At 33.3% G+C, this 20,641-nt stretch carries 26 protein-coding genes and 2 pseudogenes; 24 read left to right on the top strand and 4 right to left on the bottom strand.

The features are described from left to right. Positions 1–3: 3 nt before the first annotated feature. The 9 genes and pseudogenes from FS802_RS03620 (at position 4) to FS802_RS03580 (ending at position 6,966) form a co-directional block, all read left to right on the top strand. Entirely contained in the window at positions 4–798 is a 795-nt protein-coding gene (locus tag FS802_RS03620; RefSeq protein WP_098653752.1) for a hypothetical protein, read from the top strand. A 27-nt stretch (positions 799–825) separates the two neighbouring features. Beyond that, positions 826–1,623, top strand: coding sequence for a hypothetical protein (locus FS802_RS03615; protein ID WP_098653751.1), 798 nt, complete (start codon positions 826–828; stop codon positions 1,621–1,623). Positions 1,624–1,710: 87 nt separating this feature from the next. Further along, positions 1,711–1,998, top strand: coding sequence for a hypothetical protein (locus FS802_RS03610; protein WP_050000269.1), 288 nt, complete (start codon positions 1,711–1,713; stop codon positions 1,996–1,998). A gap of 82 nt (positions 1,999–2,080) precedes the next feature. Further along, positions 2,081–2,875, top strand: coding sequence for a hypothetical protein (locus FS802_RS03605; protein ID WP_050000270.1), 795 nt, complete (start codon positions 2,081–2,083; stop codon positions 2,873–2,875). A 199-nt stretch (positions 2,876–3,074) separates the two neighbouring features. Then, positions 3,075–3,218: pseudogene (locus tag FS802_RS03600) on the top strand (DUF3952 domain-containing protein); the annotation flags it as partial. Between the two features lie 231 nt (positions 3,219–3,449). Next, on the top strand, positions 3,450–4,220 hold the full coding sequence (locus FS802_RS03595; protein ID WP_098653750.1) for a hypothetical protein: 771 nt from the start codon (positions 3,450–3,452) through the stop codon (positions 4,218–4,220). A 62-nt stretch (positions 4,221–4,282) separates the two neighbouring features. Next, positions 4,283–5,059, top strand: coding sequence for a hypothetical protein (locus tag FS802_RS03590; protein WP_016088153.1), 777 nt, complete (start codon positions 4,283–4,285; stop codon positions 5,057–5,059). Positions 5,060–5,239: 180 nt separating this feature from the next. Then, positions 5,240–6,016, top strand: coding sequence for a hypothetical protein (locus FS802_RS03585; RefSeq protein ID WP_098653749.1), 777 nt, complete (start codon positions 5,240–5,242; stop codon positions 6,014–6,016). Positions 6,017–6,192: 176 nt separating this feature from the next. After that, on the top strand, positions 6,193–6,966 hold the full coding sequence (locus FS802_RS03580; RefSeq protein ID WP_098653748.1) for a DUF3952 domain-containing protein: 774 nt from the start codon (positions 6,193–6,195) through the stop codon (positions 6,964–6,966). A 288-nt stretch (positions 6,967–7,254) separates the two neighbouring features. Here FS802_RS03580 and FS802_RS03575 read toward each other — a convergent pair whose 3' ends face one another. Continuing rightward, positions 7,255–8,040 (bottom strand): GNAT family N-acetyltransferase, encoded by a 786-nt coding sequence (locus FS802_RS03575; protein WP_003188895.1) that lies wholly within the window; start codon positions 8,038–8,040, stop codon positions 7,255–7,257. 132 nt (positions 8,041–8,172) lie between these two features. Here FS802_RS03575 and ytfJ point away from each other — a divergent pair, with 132 nt between their 5' ends. The 4 genes from ytfJ (at position 8,173) to FS802_RS03555 (ending at position 10,189) form a co-directional block, all read left to right on the top strand. Then, positions 8,173–8,598, top strand: a complete 426-nt coding sequence (gene ytfJ, locus FS802_RS03570) for a GerW family sporulation protein (protein ID WP_098653747.1) — start codon at positions 8,173–8,175, stop codon at positions 8,596–8,598. Positions 8,599–8,758: 160 nt separating this feature from the next. Beyond that, the gene (locus FS802_RS03565; protein WP_000014094.1) at positions 8,759–9,535 is read left to right on the top strand and encodes an oxalate:formate antiporter; all 777 of its coding nucleotides are present in this window, start codon (positions 8,759–8,761) and stop codon (positions 9,533–9,535) included. 51 nt (positions 9,536–9,586) lie between these two features. Further along, positions 9,587–9,907 (top strand): hypothetical protein, encoded by a 321-nt coding sequence (locus tag FS802_RS03560; RefSeq protein WP_000761182.1) that lies wholly within the window; start codon positions 9,587–9,589, stop codon positions 9,905–9,907. Between the two features lie 69 nt (positions 9,908–9,976). Further along, positions 9,977–10,189, top strand: coding sequence for a hypothetical protein (locus FS802_RS03555; protein ID WP_000798748.1), 213 nt, complete (start codon positions 9,977–9,979; stop codon positions 10,187–10,189). 30 nt (positions 10,190–10,219) lie between these two features. Here the strand turns inward: FS802_RS03555 and FS802_RS03550 are convergent, their stop codons facing one another. Further along, positions 10,220–10,558, bottom strand: a complete 339-nt coding sequence (locus FS802_RS03550; protein WP_001253201.1) for a hypothetical protein — start codon at positions 10,556–10,558, stop codon at positions 10,220–10,222. A gap of 204 nt (positions 10,559–10,762) precedes the next feature. Here FS802_RS03550 and FS802_RS03545 point away from each other — a divergent pair, with 204 nt between their 5' ends. The 11 genes and pseudogenes from FS802_RS03545 to FS802_RS03495 all read left to right on the top strand — a co-directional run bounded on the left by FS802_RS03545 (position 10,763) and on the right by FS802_RS03495 (position 18,901). Then, on the top strand, positions 10,763–11,443 hold the full coding sequence (locus tag FS802_RS03545) for a class I SAM-dependent methyltransferase (protein ID WP_000160053.1): 681 nt from the start codon (positions 10,763–10,765) through the stop codon (positions 11,441–11,443). Positions 11,444–11,537: 94 nt separating this feature from the next. After that, the gene (locus FS802_RS03540) at positions 11,538–13,226 is read left to right on the top strand and encodes a formate--tetrahydrofolate ligase (protein WP_012644371.1); all 1,689 of its coding nucleotides are present in this window, start codon (positions 11,538–11,540) and stop codon (positions 13,224–13,226) included. A 90-nt stretch (positions 13,227–13,316) separates the two neighbouring features. Further along, positions 13,317–13,844, top strand: coding sequence for a hypothetical protein (locus tag FS802_RS03535; protein ID WP_000460226.1), 528 nt, complete (start codon positions 13,317–13,319; stop codon positions 13,842–13,844). 19 nt (positions 13,845–13,863) lie between these two features. After that, the gene (locus FS802_RS03530; RefSeq protein WP_000588608.1) at positions 13,864–15,033 is read left to right on the top strand and encodes a DEAD/DEAH box helicase; all 1,170 of its coding nucleotides are present in this window, start codon (positions 13,864–13,866) and stop codon (positions 15,031–15,033) included. 658 nt (positions 15,034–15,691) lie between these two features. Then, complete coding sequence (locus tag FS802_RS03525; protein ID WP_000455778.1) at positions 15,692–16,033, top strand: hypothetical protein; 342 nt, start codon at positions 15,692–15,694, stop codon at positions 16,031–16,033. Positions 16,034–16,469: 436 nt separating this feature from the next. After that, a complete protein-coding gene (locus FS802_RS03520) occupies positions 16,470–16,967 on the top strand; it encodes a hypothetical protein (protein ID WP_000640276.1) in 498 nt (165 codons plus the stop codon). Positions 16,968–17,026: 59 nt separating this feature from the next. Continuing rightward, a complete protein-coding gene (locus FS802_RS32015; RefSeq protein ID WP_478209787.1) occupies positions 17,027–17,098 on the top strand; it encodes a hypothetical protein in 72 nt (23 codons plus the stop codon). 98 nt (positions 17,099–17,196) lie between these two features. Then, positions 17,197–17,589: an immunity 50 family protein gene (locus FS802_RS03510; RefSeq protein WP_000566971.1), complete on the top strand. Its 393-nt coding sequence runs from the start codon at positions 17,197–17,199 to the stop codon at positions 17,587–17,589. 93 nt (positions 17,590–17,682) lie between these two features. Next, positions 17,683–17,988: a hypothetical protein gene (locus FS802_RS03505; protein WP_000836245.1), complete on the top strand. Its 306-nt coding sequence runs from the start codon at positions 17,683–17,685 to the stop codon at positions 17,986–17,988. Positions 17,989–18,028: 40 nt separating this feature from the next. Then, a pseudogene (locus FS802_RS03500) lies at positions 18,029–18,296 on the top strand (zinc ribbon domain-containing protein); the annotation flags it as partial. A 221-nt stretch (positions 18,297–18,517) separates the two neighbouring features. Continuing rightward, positions 18,518–18,901: a VOC family protein gene (locus FS802_RS03495; protein WP_000581455.1), complete on the top strand. Its 384-nt coding sequence runs from the start codon at positions 18,518–18,520 to the stop codon at positions 18,899–18,901. 44 nt (positions 18,902–18,945) lie between these two features. Here the strand turns inward: FS802_RS03495 and FS802_RS03490 are convergent, their stop codons facing one another. Further along, on the bottom strand, positions 18,946–19,584 hold the full coding sequence (locus tag FS802_RS03490) for a zinc dependent phospholipase C family protein (RefSeq protein WP_000535607.1): 639 nt from the start codon (positions 19,582–19,584) through the stop codon (positions 18,946–18,948). A gap of 29 nt (positions 19,585–19,613) precedes the next feature. Further along, entirely contained in the window at positions 19,614–20,600 is a 987-nt protein-coding gene (locus tag FS802_RS03485) for a quinone oxidoreductase family protein (RefSeq protein WP_000644660.1), read from the bottom strand. Positions 20,601–20,641: the final 41 nt, after the last annotated feature.

Raw genomic sequence — 20,641 nt, 5'->3', positions numbered from 1 at the left:
TGGATGTGGAATATAAAAGAAGAAGATTTAGATCAATTTAGGGTGACATGTAAAAGTCGATTAAGCCCTGAGGGTGCTGTAGGTTTTATGTTAGGTTCAATCATATACACCTCATTAATAATGTTAGGTGTAATTTATGGTTTGGTGAAATTTGGTTGGTCCGTATATCCTAGTTTACTAGAGGAAACAATTATTAAAATAGAGTTATTTTTGTATAGCTTACAAATCATTTTTCTTATTGTATATTTATTTCCCAAATCCCGTTTTAAATTTCAAAAGTTACAAGCTATAGTTATATTGTTATTTGCACTTCAACTTGTGACTATAGGATTTGTAACAGTAGTTGTTTCGAGTATTTTCGGTTATTCAAATGATCGTGTTACATTGACTTATGTAGCCTTATTATTGTTAGGAGCTTTTATTATTCATATTTTTACAACAATTAATACCTTTAAGCAAGCTAGCGAAGGCGCATTTAGTAAGTGGGAAAATTCAGTTTCATTTTTTAGTAAGACAAAAGATTTTTTTATGATCGCTTCTATATTATATGTATTAACTCTCCTAATCTTAATTTATATTAATAATGATTATACGATGGGGCAAATAGGGTGGTATTCTGTATTGACCCTTATACTATACACGGTAGCCATAGGTGCAGCAGAGTTCCAATTACTAGCCTATTGTAGATTTAAATTTCTATCATTTTATATTTCGTGGGAGGAACATGAAAGAGAACGCCAGGAATTCTTAAAGCGTTATAAAGAGAGAGAAGAAAAGAAAGAAAAAGAAATAAAATAAGTTTTGCATCGAAATGAGGAAAGATGAATGCTTAAAATAAAGGAAGAAGATTTAGGTTTTTTCAAAATTACAAATAAAAACCGATTAAGTCCTGATGGTGTAATGGCCTTTTTAGTTGGAGTTTTTGTATACGCTTCATTACCGATGTTTTTTATTGTTTTGGGGTTTTTACAACTTGGTTGGGAGGCTTATCCAAAATCTTTTGAACGAATATTTGTTTGTGTAGAGTTAGTATTATATATTCTGCAAATCCTTTTTTTGATTATCTATTCATTTCCGAAATTAAGATTTAAATTACAAAAGTTACAAGCCATTGTAATTGTGTTTAACTCGTTTCAGGTTGCAACGGTAGGGTATGCTTATGTATTAATTGAAGCGATATTTGGATATACTTGTAAAAATTTAACCGTATGTTATATAGGTCTATTATTATTAGGAGCGATTACTACTCATATTGTAATTACAATCCATACTTTTAAAAAAGCAAAATATGGAGGCTATAAGTTGGAAGGGGAATCAGTCTCATTTTTTACTAATACAAAACTCTGGATGTTAATTGGAATGGTAATTTATATAGTTGTCCTATTGATATTAATCTTTGCAAGTATTCGTTTTGCGCTAAAGCCGATGGTGTTTTATTTTTTACAAACAATTATATTATATGTATTTGCCGTTGCATCAGCAGAATTCGTCCTATTAGTGTATTGTCGCTTTAAATTCCCATCATTTAATATTACGTGGGAACAACATGAAAAGGATCGCCAAGAATTTATAGCAAATAGAAAAAGAATAAGAGAGAAAGAACAAAAGCGAAACAAAAACTGAAATGAAAGTTATAAATGATACTCGTAAACTTATATAGAATAAATGCATTATTCATAAGTTAACTAGTAAAGGGAGGGATGTAATATCTTGAATAAAGATCCCAAAACTGTAAAAACAGAAAAAGGTTTATTTGAAAGTGTAATAGCACCTATTATTGTCGGGATCATGTTTATCTTTTTAATTCTATATAAAGTAGCAGAGTTTCTGGGGAAGTGGATTGTTATCTTTGGAATAATATTTTTTATTGGTAGTATATTTCTTTGCATATATCTAGAAGAATATGGAGGGGGATTAGGCGGTGAGATAGGGTTAATATCGATGTTATTGTTATATTTTATGTTTATTAGAAAAAGTAAAAAAGCTAGTTTAATATGAAATACTAAAAACATTTATTTACTTTCAGTTTATCTACAAAAATAGAGTTATTACATGATTTTAGAAAAGATGGTGTAATTATATGTGGAATGTAAAAGAAGAAGATTTAAATGAATTTAAAAGTACTTGCAGGAATCGCTTAAGTCCCGATTGGGCTACAGGGTTTATGTTTGGAACGATGTTTTTTATTTCATTAATAATGGTTTTTCTTATTGGGGGGTTAATAAGGTTTGGTTGGAGTTATTACCCCACTCTCTTTGATAAAATAATTGTTAGCCTTGAGTTAGTGCTTTATAGTCTTCAAATAATTTTTTTAATTATTTATTTGTTTCCTAAGATGCCATTTAAATTTCAGAAACTACAAACACTTGTGGTACTGTTATATGCGTTTCAGCTAGGTACTATAACATTTACAATGTTGATAATCCCTGGAATGTCAAATTATTCAATTGATCAAATTACATTAATGTATGTTGGATTATTATTTTTAGGTGCAGTCATTTTGCATATTTTAGCGACTATTGATACTTTTAGACAGGCAAGTAAAGGGGCATTTAATACGGGAGAAGAATCCTCTTCATTTTTTAGTAAAACAAAGAGGATTGCAATTAAGTGTGCTCTAATTTATGTGTTAACTCTTCTCATTTTAATTTATGTGCATAATAATTATACACTAAATATTTTAGGATTGTATGCGGGAGGAACTCTAATCATGTACGCGGTAGCCATAGGTGCAGCAGAGTTCCAATTATTAGCCTATTGTAGATTTAAATTTCCGTCATTTTATATTTCGTGGGAGGAACATGAAAGGGAACGTCAGGAATTCTTAAAGCGTTATAAAGAGAGAGATGAAAAGAAAGCGAAAGAAATAAAATAAGTTTTGGTTTCTGAAAATTCGAATAGAATATATAAGCAATTAAGAATTGTATATAAATCGATGCTATTAAAAATTAAAGAATATTCAATATAATCTGTATGAGTAAATAAATACCAGTAAGTAAAGGTGAAGTGTATTACTTTCCAAAAGGGAACATAATGAACCTAAAAATGCCTAGAGTAACTAACGGGGTGTCAGTATGAAGTTAAAGAAGAAAGCTAAGATGATAATAGTTCTGTCAATAGTAGCAAGTTTATTAAGTGGATGTGGTTTTGGGGAGACGAAGATAGAGTATGAGAGATTAGTAAAGGCGTTGGATGAAGGTGAAAAGAAGATGGTTATACTTAAGCGCAAGAGAGAAGAGTATTTGGAACTTTTGAGGAGAAAGGATACTATTTGAACTATCAAAAAGCAATCTGATTATATGATTATCGTAATTAATGTGGTAATGGTATACCTAAAAAATCATCTGAATTTAGTTGTACAAAGATCTATGTACTTAAAAATATTAAGAATGTAATAGAATTTTAGTGAATGAAAATTATTTAAACTGTATAGAAGGTGAAATGTCAGGGTGTGGAATATAAAAGAAGAAGATTTAGATAAGTTTCGAATGACATGTCAAGGGCGTTTAAGTCCTGAAGGTGCTGCGGGTTTTATGCTCGGAACGATATTTTATACTTCATTATTTATGGTTATTATTTTTGTGGGAGGAATGGATTATTATACTACCTTGTTTGATAAGGTAATTGTTAGGATTGAATTAGTGTTATATGGTTTGCAAGTAATGTTTTTAATTCTATATTTATTCCCTAAAGCGCGTTTTAAATTTCAAAAATTACAAACGCTCGTTATATTATTATATGCATTTCAACTTGGAACTATCGGATGCACGTTATTTGTTCTTTCTGGGATGATTGAGTATTCAATCGATCTCATTACACGTGTTTATGTAGGTCTATTAGTATTAGGTGGAAGTATTGTTCATATTGTGACAACAGTTGATACATTTAAACAAGCAAGCGAAGGTGCATTTAGTAGTGGGGACAAGTCAGCTTCGTTTTTCAGTAAAACGAAAGGACATGTTATACGAGTTGCTGTAATTTATGTGTTAATTCTTCTTGTTTTAATTTATATAAATAATAATTACTCATTAAACACAATGTTTGGCTATGTTATGTGTAATATTGTTATGTATGCAGTAGCCATTGGAGCGGCAGAATTCCAGCTCTTAGTGTATTGCAGATTTAAATTCAAGTCATTTAATATGAAGTGGGAAGAGAATGAGAGAAAGTGTGGAAGAATTCGAAAACAAAATAAGAAATCCAAAACGAAAAATAAATAATATATTAATAGAATTTTAGTGTTCGAAAAATAATTGAAACGTATAGAAGGTGAAGAGCCAAGATGTGGAATATAGAAGAGGAAGATTTAGATAAGTTTAGGATGACATGTAATGATCGTTTAAGTCCTGAGGGTGCTACAGGATTTATGTTTGGAGGAATACTTTATAGTTCAATAGCCGTTTTTTCTATTATTGTATCAGGTGATTGGGATTACTGTATGGTTCTCCTTAATATAGGAATTGTTAAGCTGGAAGTGTTGTTATATGCTCTGCAAGTAATTTTTTTCATTCTATATTTATTTCCAAAAGCTCAATTTAAATTTCAAAAGCTACAAACAATTGTTGTATTATTAAATGCATTTCAAATGGCAATAATATTACTCGTAGTTTTGATTGGTACTAAAATGGCTAATAATTCAATTGATCAGATTACATTACTGTATGCAGGATTATTATTTTTAGGAGCAGTAATTTTTCATATTTTGACAACAATTGATACGTTTAAACAGGCAAGTGAAGGTGCATTTAGTATGGATGAAAGATCCGCTTCCTTTTTTAGTAAAGCAAAAGGAAAGATGATGAAGTGGGCTACATTATACGCAGTAACTATTCTTATTTTGCTATATTTTCATAACGATTATGGATTTGATACTTTAGGTATGTATGTAGTAGGGACCTTTTTAATGTATACGATAGCCATAGGTGCAGCTGAATTTCAGTTATTAGCGTATTGCAGATTTAAATTTCCGTCATTTAATAAAACGTGGGAGCAACATAAAAGAGAAACTCCAAGATATCAAAAGAAAAATAAAAAAAGTAAATCGAAACGTAAGGCATAAAGGGAAATGGCAGAATAAATTTAAATGTCCGCCATTTAATATAACGTGGGAAGAGAATGAGAGAATGCGTGGGAGATTTTGAAGGCAAAATACAAAATCCCAATCGAAAAGTAAATAAGAGTGAAATAGAATTGAAGTGAATGAAAATTATTTAAACTGTATAGAGGGTGAAGAGTCAGGATGTGGAATATAAAAGAAAAAGATTTAGATAAGTTTCGGATGATATGTAATGATCGTTTAAGTCCAGAAGGTGCTACAGGATTTATGTTTGGAGGAATACTATTTAGTTCAATAACTATTTTTTCTATTGTTTTATCAGCTGGGTGGGATTACTGTATGCTTCTCTTTAATATAGGAATTGTTAAGTTAGAAGTGTTATTGTACAGCCTACAAATAATTCTTTTCATTATTTATTCATTTCCGATAGCTCAATTTAAATTACAAAAACTACAAACCCTTGTCGTATTATTATATGCATTCCAAATAGCAACAATAGCTCCTACTGCGTTGACTGTTACTAAAATGGCTAATAATTCAATTGACTGGATTACAATACTGTATGTGGGTTTATTACTTTTAGGAGCAGTAATTTTTCATATTCTGACAACAATTGATACGTTTAAACAAGCGAGTGAAGGTGCGTTTAGTATGGATGAAAGGTCTGCTTCTTTCTTTAGTGAAACAAAAGGAAAGATGATGAAGTGGGCTACACTATACGCAGTAATTATTCTTATTTTGATATATTTTCATAATAATTATGGGTTTGATGATCTATTCATGTATGTAGTAGGGACCTTTTTAATGTATACGATAGCCATCGGTGCAGCTGAATTTCAGCTATTAGCATATTGCAGGTTTAAATTTCCGTCATTTAACATTTCATGGGAGCAACATAAAAGAGAGACCCCAAGATATCAAAAGAAAAATAAAAAAAGTAAATCGAAACGTAAGGCATAAAGAAAGTGTGTATTGTAAGTTTTGATGATAGAAAAGTAATAATTTACAGGAGAGTATTTTAACTTCTAAAAGAAAATTTAATTATGTAAGGTGATTAAAGTGATTAGTAGGTTATCTAATTGAAAATGTAGAGTGGGTAGTGTGATGATGAAATGAACAAAAAAAGGGTTTCTAAAATGATTAGTATCATAATAGCAATCAGCCTACTACAAGCATGTAGTTTTTTTGAAAAAAAGATAGAGTATGAGCCATTTGTTAAGGCATTGGATGCAGGTGATATGAAGACGGTTATGTCTGCGAGTGATGATGGGTATGCTTTTGTGGAACAAAGAGGTATATATAGTACATATGAACAAAAAGAAGATGGAGAACATAGAAATACAATCTATCAAACTTCGGAAGGAATATATAATACGAAAGATAAAAGTTTATATGGAAACACAACACAAGAAGTTACTTCAGCAGTAGACAGCAAAGATAATAAAGAAGAAGTTGTTTATCGTACCAATATTATGTATAAAAATGAAAAGGTGCAAAGTCCGGATTCAAATCTAGATGTTTCATACGTGAACTTAATTGTAGATCGTTTAAAAGGGATAGGGAAACTAAAGATGAAGCCCGGGGATGATATAAAAAAGTTTGATCAACCTAGTACCGTTGGGTATAAGCTAACTGAATTAGAGTTTCAGAGTATCATTAATGATACTCTGAAAATACAATATGATGAATATGGTGGTGGATCAATCGCATTGCATATTGATTCTAAAAATGGTTCAAAGCAGATATTGGAAGTAAGTATTGTAGTGAATTATAAGAAGAGAAATGATGAGGGCAAGTTAGTAAAATATATATCACAAATACATACATCTTTTGATAGTCACCAAGGTAATAATCAGGATGCGAGACAGGAATATATTGATTTTAAAGCACAGTATAATAAGAAGCAGTAATATTAAGAAGGGCATTTGCACGTAAAGATAATAGCGACATAAGTGTGATAAATGTTTCATAAATATTTCTATTTGTAGTGGAAAGAATTTGAGGATAAACGCCCCAATTGCTGGAGGAAATGCAACAATTGGGGCGTTTATCTGTCTAAATTTAGTTTGAATGCATAACATTTTTTAGTTAGAGTCCTCACTCCTCAAGTAGTTTCTTCATAATAACGGTGTGAAGTTTTTGTGTAATCGGCTTTTATTGCAAAGTTACAACTATTTCCGCTTATAGAGTACCTCTTATTATCGATACATCGTCCACATCCCAATGTCTTTAAACCCTAGACGTTTATAAATTCGTCCAGCAGCTGGATTGTTATAAAATAAACAAAGTGTTCGGCCTTCTTTCGTAAAGTCTTGAATCATTTTTTGTAGTATGAGTGAAGCGTAGCCATTTCCACGATAATTCGGGTGTGTACATACACCAACTACCATAGCGGATAATGAATTTTCAGCGGAAGTAGAGGCGGATGCGATGATTGCACCGTCTTTTTCAATATAGTATGTGCGTCCTGTATTTGTTTCAATAGCCTGCCTTAATATTTTCTCTGATTCATTAGTAGTCGGAAATTCAGCGATGTCACTTCGTAATTTCATAATTCGTTCTATATCATCAAGTGAGGCAAGTTTAATTGTTTCATGAATTGGTGTGCTAGGTAAGTTGTTGTCATTTAGACATTCGCAAAAATACATTTCATTTTTAGTACCTAGTTGTATATTTGAAGCAGTTTCAAATCGTTCTACGATAGTTGACTTACCAGAGAGTTTAAGTGGCTTATATGCGGAAAGAAGTGCCTCATAATCAGTGGTAACAAATTCTTCTTTACTATAGGGTATAAATGAATCGTGGAAGCGGAGTAAAATTGATTTTAATGTTCCATCCTCTTTAAATACTCCACATAGTTCTTGGAAATCTGTATCATAACCGAAAGCTTCAATATCTCCAATAATAAATAAGTTAAGGGCTGCTTCTTCTTTTAGAAAAGAAAATACTTGTTTATGATCTTTCTTTGTTAATTTTCTCATCATAACGAATCGACCTCTTTTTTTATTTTTCTAAATATTACAACTTAAGTTTTTTGAAATCAATATAAAATTTTATGTTTAGTTCACAAACTTTCGGAAAAACTAGGAAAGATATGACAAAGGAGGTTATGAACGGTGGATCATCCAATTCAAGGGTTAATGAAAGCGGCAATGGAAAATTTAAAAGAAATGGTCGATGTAAATACGATTGTTGGAGAGCCTGTTCAAACGGCTGACGGTGGTGTGGTGTTAACGGTTTCTAAAGTAGCGTTCGGGTTTGGAGCAGGAGGTTCTGATTTCCAAACGAATGATGGACAAAGAGCAAACGGTAACCCTGCATTTGGTGGCGGTAGCGCGGGTGGTGTTTCTATTACACCAGTAGCATTTCTTGTAGTGAATAAAGATGGAGTAAATATTCTGCATCTACAAAATGCGACGCATTTAGCAGAAAAAATGATTGAATTAGCTCCACAAACAATTGATAAAATTCAATCGATGTTCCAAAAAGATGAAAAGAAAGAGGGAAATTATCATCCTCAAAACCCAGATGAAATCCTTTAAAAACGCCTGCTCACGAGCAGGTGTTTTTTCTTGTAATCACTATGTAATAAAACACATGAAATTGTAAATAGTTTTTGAATTTTTTTCTATGTTTCTAAAATTTTTCATGTTAAAATATGCTATAGAATTGAAACATATAAAACGAAGGTGGCTAGGTGCTTTGTCTGGAGGATCTGACCAAGTAAAGAATATGATATATATTAATGGTAATCGTCGGGGTCATTGTTTTATTACATCAGGAATTACGTTTAAAGAGTTTGCAAGTAACATCCCTTCACCGCTTCATCAAGTGTTGCTTTTAAAGCATAACTTTGAATGGACAGATTTTCATTATCATACTTTATTTGAATATGTTGAGGAAGAAAATATACATAAGCTAATTCAAGCAGAGATTGATGAATTTGATGAATTTTGTTGGGTAGATTTTGATGATGCAAGCGATTTAGATGAATTAGAGCCAAAAGAAATTGCAGAGCTTTTATATTTGGCTCACAAAAAAGAACCACTTGCAAGAACATTCTTTCCGCTATTGAAAAATAGATTTGTTTATTTTTCACATGATGACGGATGGTACAACAAAGTGTATTATCGTAGAATTGCTGACTTTGTAGGAATGTTAAGTAAAGTCATTCCTTATAAACTCGGTGCTTTCGGTAAGAAACGTTTTTCTTTGTTCCAAAAATCAAAAATTTTCCCAGCAATTTCGAAAGAAGTGATCATGGGGCTTCTTCCATTAATGGAAGATGGTCTTTATATTGATCTAGCAGGGAAAATTGAGTCAAGAAGAGGTCTTGAAATTCCGGTATATGTAGTTGGTTCGTATGAAAGTACGGATGAGGTACTAGATAATATTGACGAATTGAAAGAAGAAGCAACAGAGACAGGTTGGCTCATTTTTGATAAGAAAGAACAAGAGTGGCAATGGGTTGTGGACTAAGAAAACTTGGCGCATGCAGTCAAGTTTTCTTGTCATTTGAAAGGAGTACAAATGAAGAAATATTATACAATTGTGGGTATTGTAAGTATTATTCTCGTGGCGATATTACTTATAACTTGTCCGAAAGAATCAGATTTTAAATTGTATCTAGAAGATAAGTATGCATTGAAATGTAATGAGAGTAGTTTTGAATGCACACAAAATGTAGATGGTAAAAAAGAAAAATTACAATTTGAAAGTGCAGATGCACGAAATGGTGTATTCTTTATGACTGTAAAGCAAACATTTAAAACAGAAGCTGGTGTTACGAAAGAATATAGCGGAGTAGGAATGTTTGGTACATTTCTTTTTGTTTCAGAGAAGACTTTCTAGTAATAGAAGGTCTTTTTCTTATGCTTATGTTCATATAGATGAAGTAAGACAAGCATAGGAGGGGTAGTAATGAAGAATACATGTATCGTTTGCGGTGGTGAGGAGTTTTTTTCCTCAACTTTGTATGCACGTACGAAACAAGATTGGGCATATGCACAAAATATGTATCGATTTGAAAAGGTGTTTATTGAGCATCGGGATGAAGAAAATTATCCAGTGTTTCAAGAAATTACAGCGAAACATTGCTGTGGATGCGGTCATATTATGTTGTACCACGAATGAACACACCAAGTATAACTTGGTGTGTTTTTTTTAAAACGCTGACAAAGCAAGCGGATAGAGTAAAGTAAATAAAACAGAAAAACTACCAAAACCAATTGCTGTATATCCAAGTGTTCTTGCGCCGAAATTGACAGCTAATAAGCCGACTAAAATCGCAAGAGAGCCGAGTGTAACCGGATAAAATGCAATTGAGAAAAGCGAAAGAAATAAAGCGACATAGCCTACCATTGCACCGGTATTTGTACCTTCTATTTCATTTGCAATTTCTTTACGCTTATGTCTAATTGGTATGCCAGCTGGTGATATTTCAGCTGCATACTCTTCGTTTTTTTCACCACTTTTAAAATGATGATTTCTCTTTCTTCGCATGTACATCCCTCTCTTTCAATTGGGTGTACCTATAGTATCTTACATAAAGAGAAGAACATGAGTATGAGTTAAACCCAAGTAAAGCAAAAATTGGAGAATAAAGATTCCATTATTAGCTTGTACATCTCCTAGTGAAGATAAACAGGAATTTTGGAAAATGGTGTAGAATGAAATGAGTGATAAAACGTGAAGGCAGGGGAATGTATGACGAAATTTAATTGGCATGAATCAGCAGAGAAAAAATGGGATAGTAGTGCAGAATTTTGGACTCAAAATAGTCAGGAGATGTGGGATAGCGGGAGTAGGAGTACAATTATTCCATTTTTTGAACAGTATGTGAAGAAAGAAGCTCAGGTGCTCGATGTTGGTTGTGGGGATGGATACGGTACATATAAATTAAGTCGCGCGGGCTACAAAGCAGTTGGAGTAGATTTATCAGAAGTGATGATTCAAAAAGGGAAGGAGCGCGGAGAAGGACCGAATTTATCTTTTATAAAAGGGGATCTTTCTTCCTTACCATTTGAAAATGAGCAATTTGAATCAATTATGGCAATTAATTCTTTAGAATGGACCGAGGAACCATTACGAGCATTAAATGAGATAAAGCGCGTTTTAAAAAGCGATGGGTATGCATGTATTGCAATTTTAGGACCGACAGCAAAACCTCGAGAGAACAGCTATCCTCGTTTATACGGCAAAGACGTTGTTTGTAATACGATGATGCCTTGGGAATTTGAACAGTTAGCGAAAGAACAAGGTTTTGAAGTTGTAGATGGCATCGGTGTATATAAGCGCGGAGTAAATGAGAAGATGCTAGGTCAACTACCTATCGAGTTACAACAATCGTTAACATTCTTATGGGTATTTATGTTAAAAAACATATAAAGAAATGAAAGAATTTTTAGGAGGTAAATAAGTGCAGAAAATACAAAAAACTGATACAATATCATCAGAACCAATTAAAGGGGGACTAGGGTATATGACAACTACTACAACAGTTAAATCCGACATTGAAATCGCACAAGAAGCGAGTATGAAGAAGATTCAAGAAATTGCAGCTGAATTAAATATTTTAGAAGATGAATTAGAGCCATACGGACATTATAAAGGTAAGTTATCTCTTGATATTTTTAAGCGCTTACAGAACGAGAAAGACGGTAAAGTTGTTTTAGTAACAGCGATTAACCCAACTCCAGCTGGAGAAGGTAAATCAACAGTAACAGTTGGTTTAGGTCAAGCTTTTAATAAAATTGGTAAGAAAACAGTAATTGCACTTCGCGAACCATCTCTTGGACCAACGATGGGGCTAAAAGGTGGAGCAGCAGGAGGTGGTTTTTCACAGGTTGTACCTATGGAAGACATTAACCTTCACTTTACTGGAGATATTCATGCGATCACAACTGCTAATAACGCGTTAGCGGCGTTTATTGATAATCATATCCAACAAGGAAACACACTTGGGATTGATACGCGTAAAATCGTTTGGAAACGCTGTGTTGACTTAAATGATCGTGCCCTACGTAACGTAGTAATTGGTCTTGGTGGACCAGTTCAAGGTGTACCACGTGAAGACGGTTTCGATATTACAGTGGCATCTGAAATTATGGCCGTATTCTGCCTTGCAACAGATATTCAAGATTTAAAAGCACGTCTATCTCGCATCGTAGTTGCTTATAACTTTGCAAATCAACCTGTAACGGTTAAAGATTTAGGTGTAGAAGGTGCGTTAACATTATTATTAAAAGACGCATTAAAACCAAACTTAGTACAAACGTTAGAAAATACACCAGCTATCATTCACGGCGGACCATTTGCGAATATCGCTCACGGTTGTAACAGTGTTATCGCTACAACAATGGCAGCAAAATTAGGTGATTATGTTATTACAGAAGCTGGATTCGGTGCTGATTTAGGTGCAGAGAAGTTTTTAGATATTAAAGCTCGAGCAGCTGGTATTAAACCAGAAGCAGTTGTTATTGTTGCGACTATTCGTGCGCTTAAAATGCATGGTGGCGTAGCAAAAGATCAATTAAAAGAAGAAAATGTAGACGCATTAGCAAAAGGTATGGAAAACTTACAGAAGCATGTTGAAACAATTCAAAGCTTCGGTGTACCTTTCGTAATTGCAATTAATAAATTTATTACAGATACAGATGCAGAAGTTGCATACTTACAAGAGTGGTGCAATGAGCGTGGCTATGCAGTATCCTTAACGGAAGTTTGGGAAAAGGGTGGCCAAGGCGGAGTTGACCTTGCTGAAAAAGTATTAAAAGAAATTGAAAAAGGTGAGAACAACTACGCACCACTTTATGAATTAGAATTACCATTAGAAGAAAAAATTCGTACAATTGCTCAAAAAGTGTATGGTGCAAAAGATATTGAGTTTGCTCCGAAAGCACGTAAGCAATTAGCTCAATATGAAGGAGAAGGATGGAGTAACCTACCAATTTGTATGGCTAAAACACAATACTCTCTTTCTGACGATGCAACAAAATTAGGTCGTCCATCTGACTTTATCGTTACAATTCGTGAGCTAAAACCATCTATTGGTGCAGGGTTTATCGTTGCGTTAACAGGAACAATGTTAACAATGCCAGGCCTTCCAAAACAGCCAGCAGCACTACAAATGGATGTAAATGAAGATGGAAAAGCAGTAGGTTTATTCTAAAAGGTTGTAATTCATCTCGTTTATCTGTAAACTATATATACATCAAGTGGCGCCTTTCCATCGAAAGGCGCCTGTTTTTTGGAGGAAATTATGTTTGATCCAACTGCTTTTGATAATTTAAAAGTAATCGTAGAAGGTGCTGTTTATGATTTTGATTTACATGGAGATATTCTTGTAACAGATCGAAAAGATATGATGGACCTTGCCTCATTAAGTCGTATATACCATATTTCATTTCAATTAACAGAACCGTTCGAACCGGTAGTAAAAGCAACATTTTCACTATCTGTAGATGCAAAGAACTTGTCTGGTGAAATATTGGAAGTACCACAATTTACACCAGGTTGTGAAATGAAGTTAGCATTTTCATTCCCGATAGAAAAACCAGAGGTAGTGTGTGAAGAAATTGAAACTTTCATGCATTCTATATGGGGAAAAGAAAGAATGATTACGCAAAAAATTTCATACGAATATAATAAGCAAGCGATTTCATATCATAATAAGGTAGAGGTTCTATTTCAAAAAGCGATTACAGAAGACCATGTTGATGATTTAATAGCTGTTATTTCACACATGATAGAAACGGTGCGAACAATACAACATTTTCTTCAAAAATAGAGATAAAGGAGAAAAACAAATGATAAAAGATATGCAACCATTTTTACAACAAGCTTGGGAGAAGGCTGGTTTTAAAGAATTAACTGAAATTCAAAAACAAGCGATTCCAACTATTTTAGAAGGGCAAGACGTTATAGCTGAATCTCCAACTGGAACAGGAAAAACATTAGCGTACTTATTACCCCTTTTACATAAAATTAATCCTGAAGTAAAACAACCACAAGTTGTTGTTTTAGCGCCAACACGTGAGCTTGTAATGCAAATTCACGAAGAGGTTCAAAAGTTTACAGCAGGGACTGAAATTTCAGGGGCATCTTTAATTGGTGGTGCAGATATTAAGCGCCAAGTTGAAAAATTAAAGAAACATCCGAGAGTAATTGTCGGTTCACCAGGACGTATTTTAGAATTAATTCGAATGAAAAAGCTAAAGATGCATGAAGTGAAAACGATTGTATTTGATGAGTTTGATCAAATTGTAAAACAAAAGATGATGGGCGCAGTACAAGATGTAATTAAGTCTACAATGCGAGATCGTCAATTAGTATTCTTCTCGGCGACAATTACAAAAGCGGCAGAAGATGCTGCACGTGATTTAGCAGTTGAACCACAATTAGTACGTATAACACGTGCGGAGTCAAAAAGCTTAGTTGAGCATACGTATATCATTTGTGAGCGACGCGAAAAAAATGATTACGTAAGAAGAATTATGCATATGGGCGATGTAAAAGCAGTTGCTTTCTTAAATGACCCATTCCGTTTAGATGAAATTACTCAGAAATTGCAATTCCGTAAAATGAAAGCAGCAGCTCTTCATGCAGAAGCAAGTAAGCAAGAGCGTGAAGCAACGATGCGTGCTTTCCGCGGTGGGAAATTAGAAATTCTACTTGCTACTGATATTGCAGCACGCGGTATTGATATCGATGATTTAACACATGTAATCCACTTGGAGTTACCAGACACAGTCGACCAATATATACACCGCTCAGGACGTACAGGACGTATGGGTAAAGAAGGAACAGTCGTTTCTCTTGTAACACAACAAGAAGAGCGTAAATTACTTCAATTTGCAAAAAAACTAGGCATCGTATTTACAAAGCAAGAAATGTTCAACGGATCATTTGTAGAAACGAAACCGAAAGCACCAAAGAAAAAGAAACCAGCATTTACTGGGAAGAAAAAGCCTAGATAATGTGAAACTTTAATCAGTGGGGATTCCTCCGCTGATTATTATCCCTCATCAATCGGACGTTTACGGGATAAATAATAGGGAAGGCGTAACTATTTATAGTTACGCCTTTTTTATTTGAGTCAATATGCTCATTTTAGGTAACTAATTATTTCCTCTTAAAAATATATAGAAAGATTATTCACTAACTTAAATTTTTTCTAAGTCAATGTAAGGATGTATTGGTATAATTAATGATGTGCTCCATTTTATGGATTAACTTATTGATATAGGGTCTATACTTTGGGTTATATGAAAATACTACATATTCCCTGTTAAATATCATTAATATAAAAAACTACATAGGCTCTTCTTTTGTAATTAAAAAACATATTACAGTAAGGAGTTATATTATAATGGCAATCTTTCAAAGTGATGTTCAAAAAGCTGAAAAAATTGCTACGCAAATGAGTTCTGATTCTGAAGCAGTTCAAAAACAATACCACATGCAATACGTACGACAGTAACTGTTAATTCCAAAGCGTGAGAAGCAAATAATAATAAGATTGAAGTCGATACAGTTAGATATGTAAGAAAAACCTCTCTCAGATTTAAAATAGAAATAATTATACAGAATAATGAGATAATAAATATGTAATCTATTTATACTAGGAGGTGAAAAATGGAATACATATACGAATTTTATCGTGATGGACTCGGCGGATTAAGAATACGTTTACCCAAAGAGATTTCTATAATTTCTCATTTTTTAGAAGATATTTTAGATGATGAAGCAGATGAGTATATACAGATTTTAGATACTGTAGTGAAGCAAGAAGTTCCACAATATGAAATAGAAGGGAACGTAGCAGCAGTCTACATTGAACCTAATTATACTAGTGCTATTAACTTATTTATGAGTGCCCCAAATAACCAATGTAAAATTGAGACCTCTGAATTTAGAAAACTACTTGTGTTGTGGCGAGATACAGTGGTAGCAGAAGGGAAAGATATTGAAGCGTAAAAAACACTAGAAAGTGTGGTCTTTTTTCACTTAAATTTAATTACTCCATATTTTATAGTTGTTTTCCATAGAGAACTATCAGTAGAATAAAGTGGACATATCCGAAGTAATGCAAATATATTTAAAGGGATTTATCTCTCCCCCATAAAACGTGGTGTTTTAGAATCGAAGTTTTAAATATTACACAGATTTTGCGAACCCCTGGCGAACGAGAATGCCGAAAACCTTCCCTGACCTTAAGATAGAATTGAATTATTATGAAAAAATATTATTGAACGTGGAATACAGAGTGGGTCTACAACAGCTCGTGAAAGGAAGATACCATCCATAATTGTCTTGAAAAAAGACAGGATTTTTATGAAGAAAAGATATTTGAACATTTCAGGCTTAATAACGATCATCATACTTATTATAATAAATGAGAGGCGTATAGATTATGATATATCAAAATGATAGGATTCGTAGGAAGAAGGCATTAATTAGTGCTGAAAAAATCATTAGCCTATTTTCAAATTTAAAATTTATTGAATTTGAAAATCCCGATTCTGCATGGATAGAACTATTCGATATACCATTGAAAAAGTTTCGTAAGGTTGACTCTAAACCAAAGTTTTGTATTCCAATTGGTAATGTTAAAAGTAAGTATATTTTATGGATTGAAAATTCTTTAGCTTCTTTAAATTTTTCAAATCATATAACAGAATATTTTATATTAGTTCCTAATTGTTTAGAACCGATATGGGCAAATGTTAGGATATTGAACTTCACAAAATTTATTGAGGAGCTTTGGGACATTTCTGAAACTAACGAATTTACAATTGCTGATAAGGGCACGGGACAAATTGTACAAATATTTTCTGAGGAAGAATATTATGAAATTCATTTTGAGTGTTGCGACATAAAGCCCATTGACTCTTCAAAAAATGGATACTAAACGATAAAAAACAGCCTATTATGACCCAGGAATTCACATATGAAGTCGATGGATAAAAAATTATAATTCTAGATCATTTAGCCGGTCATATCTTCGGGAAACGTGGCATTGGAGATCAACCAACTCATTAAAATGAAAGACCTGAGTACAATACAAGAATGGGACAAGTAGATGGGATGGAGAAACATTATTATTTTGAGAAGAGGAATAATAAATAGGGAGTATAAAAATGATTGATCAATTAAAAATTTTAAATCCCCAGGCGTTAATTAGCATTTTTGGAAAAATACCAAAATTTGAAGACGCAGAGTTATTAGAAGTGTGTCTTAAAAGGGATGGCCCTACCTTAGTTATCCAATTGATGACAAAAGAAAACGTTGAATATAAACCTAAACGCTGGAATAAGTGGGATGTAATTTATGTAGAAATCTCTTTCTTTACTATTCGCAATTTAACAATAGAAAGTTTAGGAACAGAAAATATCATTGAGCATTTTGAAATAAGTACGACTTCAGAAGGCAGTTTATTAAAAATTAAATGTAAGAATCAAATGATAGTTGAAACTTTATTTGACTGGGCAAGAATAGAAGGAGTTACTCCAGGTTTAATAGGATTACCTTAAGTGAACTAACGGGTGTTTTAGTTGAACAACATTTAAACAACTTTATTATCACTTTACGTTCTGATGGATATTCTTAAAAAGGAGTAGTGTTGTATGAAATCAATAAATGTAAATGGAACTATATATCATATTGAATCTGTTCCTTTTGAAGATAAGAGTGAACAGGATGAAGAGGGATACTATGAATATTTTTACAAAGGAGTCAATTTATCGTTTCACTCTGACAAAGAAGTAATCAAAGCCCGAATTTATGACGAGGAAGAAATAATATATTTCTCAAAAAATCCAATTCTTGCTTTTGGTAAAGATTTTGAAGCGATAAAGAAATATATAATTAAAGAATATGATGTAAAGAAATTTAAGATTCCAGGTGGGGAAAAAGCTTATATAGAGTTATAGCCATAATCGACCTTAAACATTACCATGATTTATTAAATACAATATGAAAGGAATGTCACGAGTACTTAGATTTGGTAAGAGTGTAGCGGATAACGGTTGGCGGATGCTCACGCCCTTTTTTAGCATATAAGCTACAAGAACAAGGTAAACAGCTTGTAAAAATAGATAAATGGTTTCCTTCTACAAAGATGTGTAGTCGTTGTGAAAATAAAAAAGAAATGCCATTATGTGGACTCACAATCAGTCGTGATTATAACGCAGCTATCAATATCAAAAAAGAAGCCATAAGCTTCTTAGCGTTGGCATAAATAGTAACAAAATGACCTTTGGAACAAGGGGTTAGCTATCAAAAGTAACGATGAACCGAGAAGCCTCCACTTCCGGGTAAGCACGTAAGAGATACTAAGTGGTGGGTAGTTCACAGTTCACTAACTAGCGATTTACAAGTATTCAACTGAATGAAAAAAGGAATAATAATAGTACCTGTAGAAACCTACATAGAATATTAAAACCATTAGGGGGAAAAACAATGATTCATAAAGTCGGACAAATTATGTTATATGTAAATAATCAAGATGAGGCAGTACATTTTTGGACGGAAAAGGTAGGGTTTCATGTAGTTGCAGAGGAAGATAACAAGCAAGGAATGAGATGGATTGAAATTGCTCCGAATAGCGGTGCAGAAACGAGCATTATATTACATAATAAAGAAGTTATTTCTAAGATGAGCCCAGAATTAAATCTTGGTACACCGTCCCTAATGTTCTTCTCAGAAAATCTTGATCAACTATATACAGATTTAAAAAATAAAAATGTTACTGTTGGCGAAATGGTAACTATGCCTTCTGGTAAAGTGTTTAACTTTGCTGATAGTGAAGGCAATTATTTTGCGGTTATGGAAAAGAACAAATAATAATATTGCTATGTGAAAATCCCCCTCAAATATATTGAGGGGGATTACATGTTTGAAGTGGATTTTTCATTAGAGAGTTGATTAATATAAAATACGCCTTTTTTAATAGCTGTCTCAATATAACCAATGATTTGATTAAACGTAAATACTTGTAAGTCTTCATGTAAATGTTGCTTTGGATACAACATATCTTCAAAAAGATACTTTCGAAAAGCTAAAACGTTTTCTTTAGAAACCTCTTCAATATCTATAATGTGAGCCTCTTGATTGAGAAGAGAGAAGAGCCGTTGTTCTTTATCGTAATGATAAAGTAATTTTGCGTTCAATAATTTAAAGTCGTTGTAGTACATAGGCGCGATAGTTTCGTCATTTTCGATTCTGTTTTTAAGCCAAGGTAGAAAAAAGCCGCTTAGCCAATTATCATCGGCAATGAGGTGGGTGCAATAGCCTAGGAGAAAAGGGGACTCCATATAATCTTTATATTTATGAATAAATGATTCATAATCAATTCGTCTCGTATAGTCTTTTGTTGAGCCAGCGTAAAAATGTGAGGTGACTTTTTCTATCTTTGAATGCACAGCATCGGGGGCTACGCCTCCAAGTATGAAAGAAGTTTTATCTTGGATATTTAGTTTTTCGGCAATCCTGTTAGCGATAATAGCATGCATAATTCGTGATCCCATGAATGACACCTCGGTTTCAAGTATTCATTTCAGGAAGGGGACTGAACAGTTAGTATTACTTTCCCTGTACTTTTTCTACTTTCGACCCATTCATGTGCTTTCCCTGCATCTTGAAGTGGAAAAGATTTCGCAGCTTTCATTTTCAGACGGCCATCACGTAAATAACGGAAAACTTCATTTGCAGTTTCTTGGAGTAGTTCAGGACGTTTTTTTCGTGTAGTACCAAAGCTAAAACCGAGTATAGAGCGGCAACTTGCGTGTAAATCTTTCGTTTGAAAGTTACCAATTTCACCGCTTGCATTACCGAAATGAACGAGGCGACCGTAATAAGCAAGACATTTTAAACTTCTTTCCGAAACCGTTCCAGAAATAGAATCTAAAATTACATCAACCCCTTCACCATTTGTCAGCTCATTGACTTTCTCTACAAAATCTACATCTTGATGACATATAACATAATCAGCTCCAGCGTCTAAAGCGATTTTACTTTTCGCTTCATTTCCGACAGTACCGATAACGGTTCCAGCCCCTAATCGTTTTGCAAGTTGAATCGCTGTAGTACCAATTCCACCAGCAGCCGCATGAATGAGTACTGATTCGCCTTGTTGAAGTCGTGCAACATTTGCGAGTAAATTATAACTTGTAAAAGATACGATCGGACAAGCAGCTGCAATTTGAAAGTCAACTTCATCAGGTAATACGAAAGTAAGATTTTCATTTGAAACAACGTATTCAGCGTAAGATCCATTTTGAGGAAAAGCAATGACACGTTGTCCAGGATAAATATTTTTCACATGAGAACCGACACGTTCTACAATACCAGCGGCATCTATACCTGGAATAAAAGGTAGTGCTTTATTTCCTTTTTTTCCATATCGTGATTTAATATCGGCGAAATTTACACTAGTAGCAACAACACGAATTAAAACTTGATCTTCTGAAATAACCGGTATATCCACATCTGTATATTGCATCACTTCAGGACCACCGAACGACGTTACAACGATAGCTTTCATCATATATCCTCCTAAATTTAACTATATAAATCATTTTAAGT

This window comes from Bacillus sp. DE0042 (assembly GCF_007680225.1).
Lineage (GTDB): Bacteria > Bacillota > Bacilli > Bacillales > Bacillaceae_G > Bacillus_A > Bacillus_A wiedmannii.
The sequence above is the reverse complement of the archived record's forward strand: the minus strand, read 5'-3'. Positions and strand labels throughout refer to the sequence as shown.